Below are 9523 nucleotides of genomic sequence, written 5' to 3'. Positions count from 1 at the left end.
GCACCCGGGAGGGTGTGGGAGAGTAGGACACCGCCGGACAAACATTAACGGGAAGCCCCGACCACCACGGTCGGGGCTTCCCCACTTTAACCACAAAATTCACAGCCAGCGTGGGAACGCCCACGCGGATGTGAAACTCCCTAGCCCGAGAAGAATCCAGACAATTCTGCGATGAGCTTGTCGGGCGCTTTGTTGGGGCCATCGTGCCCGAACCCGGGGAGGATGGTGTAGCTCGAGCCGGATAGGACGTCGTGGATCTGGCCGCACGCCACCCCGAAGTATGCGGGGCTTTTCTCGCCCACCACGATCAGCGTTTCAAGGGGCAGCTCCAGGAACGGCTCGGCGGGCATGTCCGCGGCTATCACAGCCTTGATTTCGCGGACTCCGCACGTCATCAGTTCCCGCATCTGCTTGCCCATGGGTGTTCCGGCGGTCAGCTTGGTGGCGAGCGTCAACATCGAGAGGGGCATGCGCGCGAAGGCCCCGCCGGTCTCTACTCCCTTGATGAGTACGGCGAGGCCGCGATCGTAGTCTCCTGCCGCCGTCGCGCGTTCATATTCCGGCGTCCAGTCGGCTTTGACGCTGTGGTTGACCGAGACGGCGGGATCGTAAACGGCGAGTCGCTCAACCGGTAAGGTGCGTGCCGCATGTAGTGCGACGGCGCCGCCGAAGCTGTGCCCGAATACGTCCGTGCTGGATGTGTGTTTCATGACTGAGTCAAGATCGCGGATGTCGGCTTCGAGGGTATAGTCCTCGGGCTGCGGAGAGGATTCACCGCGTCCACGGCGGTTAAAGGTATGGACGGGCCGGCCCAGGGACTCGCTAAGTTTCTGCGCGAAACGTGTGTAATCGGTGGCCGTGACCATTGAGGCAGGCACCACCACGATACCGGAGCCTGCAGCTGCCAGGTCACCGCCCGTGGTCAGTACCTCGAGGTGTCCGCCGTCCTTTGTGGTGATGATCTCGCGCGTCATGTCTTGAGCCTAACCGAGCCACCTGAACGCAGGCAGCATGCCGGACGCTATGTGGATAACAATCAGCTTCTGAAGTAGTCCGAGATGTCCATCACGAGTTCGTTCACAGCGGCTGGAACGGAACCGTGGAAGCCCTTTGGCGATATCTCGAGGGTGCTTCCGGGAACAGCGGCGTGCAAACGCGCTGCGGTCACCTTGTAGTACTGCGGGCTCTTCTTGCCCACCATGAAGTGGGTGTTGGGAGGTAGGGCAGAGAATTCACGCGGAGTTTCCGTGGCGTCGAAGGCAGCTTTGAGTTCTCCGACGCCGGATGGCATGAGTTCGCGGAACATCTTGTTGACTTTGGTTCGCGAAACCACGGCCATGAGGCCCACGAGAAGAGGTTCAGGGATCCGGGCCAGGGCACTTCCGGGATGCATTCCCCGCCTCATGCGGGCCAGTGCACGGTTGATATTGCCTTTGTTCACGGAGTCTTCGAAACCGGCCATCCAATCCGTATCCATGCTTCCGTCGATGTTCACAGCGGCGTCGTAAACGGCGAGCCGGTCCGGTTGGTGGTGCGTGCCGGCAAACGCCTGCGCAGCGTTGAGGGCCACCGACCCGCCCAGGCTGTGGCCGAGGATGTTCCTTGCATCGGTAGCATCCATGATGGTGCGCACGTCCGCAATTTCCGTGGCCATGGAGTAGTTGTGTGGTTGATCGCTTGAGTTGCCGCGGCCCCTGCGATCGTAGACGTCCACGGCCCACCCCTCGCCGAGGCCTTTCGCGAGGGCGATGGAAAAGGGCCGATAGATCAGGGCTGTGAGGAATGCGCCGCCGATCAGGACCACGCGGCGCTCCCCGGGTGCGTCTTCCGCGCCGTAGGTGTACAAGGCCAGCTTGCCGCCGTCGTGCGTTTTGATGGTGCGTTCCCTCACCGGCTTATCCTTGGACGCGCTGGCATCGGGGCGGTGCCTCCTGAAAGGAAGCGGGCGATTCGGGCTGCAAGCCGCCTGCCGGGCCGCAGGGGACCTTCATGGAACTGCAGGGGGACAATAGCGAAATCGATGGCTGGAACCGCTCCGGCAAGGGTGCGGCCGGTTTCTGCGAAGTAGGACGGACTCCAGCCGCCGCTAAGCATGAGTGTTGGGGTCGCGAGCGAGGTGAAATCGTGAAGATGCGCGTCGGCGTCGAGGACCGCGCGCATTTCGGCGACGGCGGTGGGCAACAGGGAGCGCATCTCCGAACCCAGCCGGGTCTGCGCTGAGAGGATGCTCAGCATCCGTAATGCCCCCATGGGCAGGTATGAGATGGGGCCGGCGGTTCCCAAACCCTGCACCAGATGGGCCCACGCGTGGTCCAGTTGGCCTGCGGTGACTGCGGCTTCCAATTCCGGACGCCACCGGCCATGGAGATTTCCTGATAACGAGACGGCAGCATCGTAGGTGACCAAGCGGTTGATCTCCGTGCTGCGAGCGGCCTGAAGGGCTACGAAACCGCCATAACTGTGCGCCACGACATCCTTTGAACCGGTACTGCGCATCACCGCCCGGAGGTCTGCGATCTCGGTGCCGGCGGAGTAGCCCGGCGGTTGTGGCGCCGAACGTCCGCGGCCCCGGCGGTTATAGCAATGGACAGGCCGTCCCAGCATGATGCCCAAGGTCCGCGCGAAGGGCCAGTACAGGGAATCGGTCACCAAAGTCCCATGGACCACGACGACGCCGGACGGTTCCGCAGGTGCGTGCGAACCGGGAATCGAGGCTTCCGACGCCGGCCGGAAGGTGTGCACCTCAAGCTGCCCGCCGCCGTCGTCCGTTTCAACTGTCCACGTCTCCACAGCCCGAGTCTATGTCCCGGAAATAGAGGCCCGTAATCACCGGTAAACTTAAGGACTGTGACTTCCGCAAACACCCCAGCCCTGAACACCTCCGCAGAGCCCATCGATGCCAGCGAGCAGATGCGTATCCGGATGGACAAGCGCGCCAAGCTGATCGAACGTGGCACAGAGGCCTATCCTGTGGGCGTTGAGCGGACGCATTCGTTGAGCGAGGTCCGCGAAAAGTATGCGCATCTGGAAGCCGACGAAACCACTGGTGACATCGTAGGCGTCACCGGCCGCGTCGTGTTCGTACGAAACACCGGCAAGCTCTGCTTTGCCACCCTCCAGGAAGGTGGCGTTGACGGCAAGGGCGTTCGTCTCCAGGCGATGCTGAGCCTGGCCAACGTGGGCGAGGAAGGGCTGGCCGATTGGAAAGCCCTGGTTGACCTTGGCGACCACGTGTTCATCAAGGGTGAAGTCATTTCCTCCCGCCGTGGTGAACTCTCCGTCATGGCCGATTCCTGGTCCATGGCCTCCAAGGCCCTGCGCCCGCTCCCGGTCCTGCACGCGGAGCTTAACGAAGAAACCCGTGTTCGCCAGCGCTACGTGGACCTCATCGTCCGCGATGAAGCGCGCGAGATGGTCTATAAGCGTGCTGCCATCACGAGGTCTGTCCGCGACACCCTTGACCGCCACGGCTACGTCGAGGTGGAGACTCCCATCCTGCAGCTGGTCCACGGTGGTGCAACGGCCCGTCCGTTCGAGACGCACATGAACGCGTTCGATCAGAAGATGACCCTGCGCATCGCCACGGAACTCTTCCTGAAGCGCGCGGTAGTGGGTGGCATCGACCGTGTCTACGACATGGGCCGCGTGTTCCGGAACGAAGGCGTGGACTCCACGCACAGCCCCGAATTCACCACCCTTGAGTGCTACGAAGCCTGGGCTGACCAGTTCGTCATGGCCGAGCGCATGAAGGAAATCATCCTGAACGTCGCGGACGTGGTTGGCACCCGCACGATCCAGACGGATGCAGGCGAGATCAACCTCGACGGCGAATGGGCCTGGGTTGCGGTGTACCCGGGGCTTTCTGAAGCGGTTGGCGTTGAAGTCACTCCCGACACCACGGTGGATGAACTGCTGGCCATTGCTGCCAGGCACGAGATCAAGGTGGACCCGCAATGGAACGCGGAGAAGATCGTGGTTGAGCTCTTTGGCGAGATTGTGGAACCCACACTGCTGAACCCGACGTTCGTTTACAACTACCCTCCGTCCGCTCAACCGCTTGCGCGTCCGCATCGCGAAGACGGCCGGCTCATCGAGGCATGGGACCTGATTATCGGGGGCATGGAGCGTGGCACGGCCTTCTCCGAACTCATTGATCCCGTTATCCAGCGCGAACGGCTTACGGAGCAGTCACGCCGTTCTGCTGCCGGCGACGTAGAGGCCATGCAACTGGACGAAGACTTCCTTCGCGCCCTTGAATACGGTGCCCCACCCATGGGTGGTATCGGGCTCGGCATCGATCGCCTCGTCATGTTGTTCACTGGCGCAGGTATCCGCGAAACCATTCTGTTCCCTTTGCTGAAGCCTGAAGGACACTGATCATGGAATACATCGCAGTCCTGGCGCCATCGATCGTTGTTGGGTTGATCTTCTGGTTTGCCATGAAGTCGATCTTCAATGCGGACAAATCCGAGCGGCAGGCGGAAGCCCGGGCCCAAGCTGAGGCCAATTTGCGGAATTCCGGCCCTGAGGGTGAAGGCCCGGCAGCTAAATAGCCTGCAAATTGGGTGGCCTTAGCAGGAAACCCAAAAGTGCCTTTGACGTGCGTGCTTGGCGTGAACGATAATCAGGAATAGGAACCCTCAAATTTCTGATTATCCAACCCTCCAAAAGAGAGGCTACTCATGGCACAGAAAGTTAAAATCATCCTCGTCGATGACCTGGATGAAGGGTCAGCGGACGAAACTGTCCGTTTCGGGCTGGACGGCGTTAGCTACGAGATGGACTTGTCCACGGCTAACGCAGAATCTCTGCGCAAAGCACTGGAGCCCTACGTAGCCAAGGCCAGGAAGACCTCTTCGGGCCGTGCAACACGTGGCCGTGCGACTGCAACCCGAAACCAGGATTCGGCACAGATCCGTCAATGGGCTCGTGACAACGGTTACACCGTAAACAGCCGCGGACGTATTCAGGCTGAAATTCAGGAAGCCTACCAGAAGGCCAATTCCTGATTCACCCGCCTTCAATGCCCCGGCAGCTTCTGCCGGGGCATTGGCCTTTTAAGCCCATAGTTTGTTGTCAGGCCTTCCGGGGCGTGCCTGGACCGGGCCTTGGAATATTCCGTGAATCGTTCCGGGGCCTACGGTTGGCATTATGCGACCTTTTGGAACCGGTCAAAACGACTGGTCAAAGCCGCCTCGTCAAAGTGACAGGTCAAAGCGCCCTGCTCAAAACGACTGGTCAAAGCGCCCTGCTCAAAACGACTGGTCAAAGCGCCCTCGCCAATGCGCCTCGTCAGCGGGCGGCAGGCGTTCCCCGGCCTACCGCTGTCCTGGATGGCTGACCACGTCCTCCCCGAGGCCGGCACGGGCGTGGGACAGGCGTTCCGCCGGGCAGGCCTCGGTGCCGCGAAGGGGGTGCCGGGTTTATTCCACTGGGCGTCATGTTTCCCCTGTGGCGAACACGCTCCAAAAGTCGGGCTTCGGCACGTAGCATCAAAGTACGTCGTAGCTAGGAGTGTGGCGAAATGTTTGAGAGATTTACGGACCGTGCCCGTCGCGTGGTTGTCCTTGCCCAAGAAGAGGCACGGATGCTCAACCACAATTACATTGGTACCGAGCACATCCTCTTGGGTCTGATCCACGAGGGTGAAGGCGTTGCCGCAAAGGCGCTTGAATCCCTGAGCATTTCGCTCGATGGCGTCCGCGAACAGGTGCAGGAGATCATCGGCCAGGGCCAGCAGGCTCCGTCCGGGCACATCCCCTTCACCCCGCGCGCCAAGAAGGTGCTTGAGCTTTCGCTCCGCGAAGCACTGCAGCTCGGCCACAATTACATTGGTACCGAGCACATCCTGCTCGGCCTCATCCGCGAGGGCGAAGGCGTTGCTGCCCAGGTACTGGTCAAGCTTGGCGCGGACCTCAACAGGGTCCGCCAGCAGGTCATCCAGCTGCTTTCCGGCTACCAGGGCAAGGAAACCGCGGGTTCGGGTTCCAGCCAGGGCCAGCCGGAGGGAACCCCGGCAGGTTCGGTGGTTCTGGACCAGTTCGGACGCAACCTCACCCAAGCTGCCCGCGAGAACAAGCTCGATCCCGTGATCGGCCGCGAGCAGGAGATGGAACGCGTCATGCAGGTCCTCTCCCGCCGCACCAAGAACAACCCAGTGCTCATCGGTGAGCCCGGCGTCGGTAAGACGGCCGTCGTCGAGGGCCTTGCCCAGGCGATTGTCCGCGGCGACGTCCCGGAGACCATCAAGGACAAGCAGCTGTACACGCTGGACCTTGGTTCACTGGTTGCCGGCTCCCGTTACCGTGGTGACTTCGAAGAGCGCCTGAAGAAGGTCCTCAAGGAGATCCGCACGCGCGGCGACATCATCCTCTTCATTGACGAGATCCACACCCTCGTTGGTGCCGGTGCTGCTGAAGGCGCCATCGATGCTGCATCCATCCTGAAGCCGATGCTTGCCCGTGGTGAACTCCAGACAATTGGTGCCACCACGCTGGATGAGTACCGCAAGCACATTGAGAAGGACGCTGCCCTTGAGCGCCGCTTCCAGCCGATCCAGGTCAAGGAGCCTTCCGTCGCCCACGCGATCGAGATCCTCAAGGGCCTGCGGGACCGCTACGAGGCACACCACCGCGTAACGATTACCGACGGCGCCCTCGCCTCAGCCGCGCAGCTGGCCGAACGCTACATCTCGGACCGCTTCCTGCCGGACAAGGCGATCGACCTCATCGATGAAGCCGGTGCACGCCTGCGTATCCGCCGCATGACCGCTCCGCCGGAGCTCAAGGCCATGGACGAGCGCATTGCCGACGTCAAGATGGAGAAGGAATCCGCCATCGACGCCCAGGACTTTGAGGGTGCCGCTTCGCTGCGCGACAAAGAGCAGAAACTCATTGCCGAACGCGCTGAGAAGGAACGCAACTGGAAGTCCGGCGGCATGGATGACATCTCCGAGGTTGATGAAGACCTGATCGCCGAGGTCCTCGCGAACTCCACCGGCATTCCCGTCTTCAAGCTCACCGAGGAAGAGTCTTCGCGCCTCCTCAAGATGGAAGACGAACTGCACAAGCGCGTCGTCGGCCAGGACGAGGCCATCAAGGCCCTGTCGCAGGCTATCCGCCGCACACGTGCAGGCCTGAAGGACCCCAAGCGTCCCGGTGGCTCGTTCATCTTCGCCGGGCCTACGGGTGTCGGCAAGACCGAGCTCGCCAAGGCCCTTGCCGAGTTCCTGTTCGGTGAAGAGGATGCCCTCATCACGCTGGACATGTCCGAGTACTCCGAGAAGCACACGGTTTCGCGTCTCTTCGGTGCACCTCCGGGCTATGTCGGCTACGAAGAAGGCGGCCAGCTGACCGAAAAGGTTCGTCGCCGTCCATTCTCCGTGGTCCTGTTCGACGAAGTTGAGAAGGCCCACGCGGACCTCTTCAACTCGCTCCTGCAGATCCTGGAAGATGGCCGACTGACCGACTCCCAGGGCCGCGTGGTGGACTTCAAGAACACCGTGATCATCATGACCACCAACCTGGGTACCCGCGATATCTCAAAGAGCGTCGCTACGGGCTTCCAGTCCGGCACGGATACCCAGACTGGCTACAACCGGATGCGCGCCCGGGTCACGGAGGAGCTCAAGCAGCACTTCCGCCCCGAGTTCCTCAACCGTGTTGACGACGTCGTGGTGTTCCCGCAGCTCACCCAGGACGAGATCATCGAGATCGTGGACATGTTCGTTACCCGGCTGGAGCGCCGCCTTAAGGACAAGGACATGGGCATCGAGCTCACCACGGCAGCAAAGGTTCTTCTGGCCACCCGTGGCTACGATCCCGCAATGGGTGCCCGGCCGCTGCGCCGCACCATCCAGCGCGAGATCGAGGACCAGCTCTCCGAGAAGATCCTCTTCGGCGAATTGCACTCCGGTGACATCGTTGTGGTGGATGTGGACGGCGAAGGTGACGACGCCAAGTTCACGTTTGCAGGCAACGCCAAGCCGCGGATCCCGGAAATCGCTCCTACCGCATAAGGCGTACGCAACCTAAGCCAACTGCCCCGTCCATTCCGAAAGGAGTGGGCGGGGCATTTGCGTTGGCGCCCCGAGTTGCGTTGGTCCCCCGGGTGCGTTGGTCCCCGGAGTTTTGTGTCCCGGTGTGCCCTTAGGGTGGCTACGGAGAGTCAAGAACTGCAATGGAGGGGTGCATGCGAGTATTGATGATTTGTCCGGGGACGCGGGGAGATGTCGCCCCCATGGCAGGGCTCGGCAGTCGTCTGCAAAAGCTGGGCTACGAGGTGTCCATCGCTGCCAACCCCTCGTACGCGCACCTCGTGGTCAGGTCCGGGTGTGAGTATCGTCCTCTTCCCGGCGACCTTGCCAGGATCATCAAGCGTGCCACACCGGGTGGAGCAAAGTCGTCCGGCGGCATGCTCACCACCTGGCGGGAGCTGAGCGAGTACATGGATCAAGCGGCCACCGGGACCCTGGCTGCGGTTGAGGCGGGTGCGGACGTCATCCTGGCTAATTCCGTGGCGCCATATGCCTACGACGTCGCTGAAGCGGTTGGAATTCCAGCGGTGGGCGCGCATCTGCAGCCGGTGGAACCCAGCGCAGACTACCCTCCTGTGCTGCTGGGGTCCGCCCGGAACCTGGGCGGGCTGGGCAACCGGATTATTGGCGAGCGGGTCCTGGCCGGACCTGCCCCCTATGACGCCCCGAGTGCAAGGCTTCGCCTTGAGTTGGGCCTGCCGAAGCTGTCACGCCAAGCTGCCGAGCGACGTCGAGCCAGGGCGAGCAGCACGGTCCTCCATGGGATCAGCCCCACAGTTCTACCGCGACCGGCGGACTGGCGCCCTGGGTTGGTCATGGCGGGGTACTGGTGGCCGGCGCCCGAGCCGGAATGGAGTCCGTCCGCGGAACTGGAGGACTTTCTGTCCGCAGGGCCACCGCCGGTGTTCGTCGGGTTTGGAAGCAGCGCTGCGCTGGAGGCCGGTTTCGTTCTTGAGGCCATTAGGCGGGCGGGCGTCAGGGCGGTGCTGCAGGGTGCGGGGGACCTCTCGGACGATGATGCGATCGGCATCGGTGCGGTCCCGCACGAGTGGTTGTTTCCGAGGATGGCGGCAGTCGCGCACCATGCGGGCTCCGGCACCACCGCTGCCGGCCTCCGCGCTGGTGTCCCCACGGTCTGCGTCCCGGTGTATACGGACCAACCGCTGTGGGCTGCCCGGGTTGCTGCCCTCGGCGCAGGGCCCCGGCCGGTTCCCTACAAGGGGCTCACCGTTGAGCGATTGGCGTACGCCATCCGGGAAGCCGTCAGCAGCCCGTCCTACGCAGCCCGGGCAAAAATCCTCGCAGCGCGGATCGGGAACGAAGACGGGACCGCCGCCGTGCTCCACACGCTCCGCAACCTCCCAACTGGGTCGCAGTTAAGCGCGTTATGAGCCCTTCGAATCATGCGGTGATCGCAACACCTGATTATTGAAGGGTGTCGATTGCCGTGGTGAAGTTCTCAAGTCGTTTGGTTGCTGAGGTTGTTCA

At 62.2% G+C, this 9523-nt stretch carries 8 protein-coding genes; 5 read left to right on the top strand and 3 right to left on the bottom strand.

Annotation, left to right across the window (positions count from 1 at the left end; translation table 11 throughout):
- Positions 1 to 140: 140 nt before the first annotated feature.
- From J2Y41_RS22740 to J2Y41_RS22730, 3 genes are all read right to left on the bottom strand, one after another.
- A complete protein-coding gene (locus tag J2Y41_RS22740) occupies positions 141 to 974 on the bottom strand; it encodes an alpha/beta fold hydrolase (protein WP_224094620.1) in 834 nt (277 codons plus the stop codon).
- 62 nt (positions 975 to 1036) lie between these two features.
- Positions 1037 to 1891, bottom strand: a complete 855-nt coding sequence (locus tag J2Y41_RS22735; protein WP_309931936.1) for an alpha/beta hydrolase — start codon at positions 1889 to 1891, stop codon at positions 1037 to 1039.
- The gene (locus tag J2Y41_RS22730) at positions 1888 to 2790 is read right to left on the bottom strand and encodes an alpha/beta hydrolase (protein ID WP_309931934.1); all 903 of its coding nucleotides are present in this window, start codon (positions 2788 to 2790) and stop codon (positions 1888 to 1890) included. The genes J2Y41_RS22735 and J2Y41_RS22730 overlap by 4 nt, the downstream gene beginning before the upstream one ends.
- A 57-nt stretch (positions 2791 to 2847) precedes the next feature.
- Between J2Y41_RS22730 and lysS the strand changes: the two genes are divergently transcribed.
- From lysS to J2Y41_RS22705, 5 genes are all read left to right on the top strand, one after another.
- Positions 2848 to 4377, top strand: coding sequence for a lysine--tRNA ligase (gene lysS / locus J2Y41_RS22725; RefSeq protein WP_309931932.1), 1530 nt, complete (start codon positions 2848 to 2850; stop codon positions 4375 to 4377).
- Positions 4378 to 4379: 2 nt separating this feature from the next.
- Positions 4380 to 4553, top strand: coding sequence for a hypothetical protein (locus J2Y41_RS22720; protein ID WP_216922753.1), 174 nt, complete (start codon positions 4380 to 4382; stop codon positions 4551 to 4553).
- A 129-nt stretch (positions 4554 to 4682) separates the two neighbouring features.
- Complete coding sequence (locus tag J2Y41_RS22715; RefSeq protein WP_223947524.1) at positions 4683 to 5009, top strand: Lsr2 family protein; 327 nt, start codon at positions 4683 to 4685, stop codon at positions 5007 to 5009.
- Positions 5010 to 5524: 515 nt separating this feature from the next.
- Positions 5525 to 8017, top strand: a complete 2493-nt coding sequence (locus tag J2Y41_RS22710) for an ATP-dependent Clp protease ATP-binding subunit (protein WP_224094623.1) — start codon at positions 5525 to 5527, stop codon at positions 8015 to 8017.
- A 173-nt stretch (positions 8018 to 8190) separates the two neighbouring features.
- Entirely contained in the window at positions 8191 to 9426 is a 1236-nt protein-coding gene (locus J2Y41_RS22705; RefSeq protein WP_309931929.1) for a glycosyltransferase, read from the top strand.
- Positions 9427 to 9523 lie beyond the last annotated feature (97 nt).

It is taken from the genome of Arthrobacter sp. 1088 (genome assembly GCF_031455315.1).
Lineage (GTDB): Bacteria > Actinomycetota > Actinomycetes > Actinomycetales > Micrococcaceae > Arthrobacter.
The sequence above is the reverse complement of the archived record's forward strand: the minus strand, read 5'-3'. Positions and strand labels throughout refer to the sequence as shown.

Bases quoted from the DNA above. Each gene is read 5' to 3' on its own strand.
- J2Y41_RS22715 (WP_223947524.1), top strand. From the start codon at position 4,683: ATGGCACAGAAAGTTAAAATCATCCTCGTCGATGACCTGGATGAAGGG.
- J2Y41_RS22710 (WP_224094623.1), top strand. From the start codon at position 5,525: ATGTTTGAGAGATTTACGGACCGTGCCCGTCGCGTGGTTGTCCTTGCC.
- J2Y41_RS22705 (WP_309931929.1), top strand. From the start codon at position 8,191: ATGCGAGTATTGATGATTTGTCCGGGGACGCGGGGAGATGTCGCCCCC.
- J2Y41_RS22720 (WP_216922753.1), top strand. From the start codon at position 4,380: ATGGAATACATCGCAGTCCTGGCGCCATCGATCGTTGTTGGGTTGATC.
- J2Y41_RS22740 (WP_224094620.1), bottom strand. From the start codon at position 974: ATGACGCGCGAGATCATCACCACAAAGGACGGCGGACACCTCGAGGTA.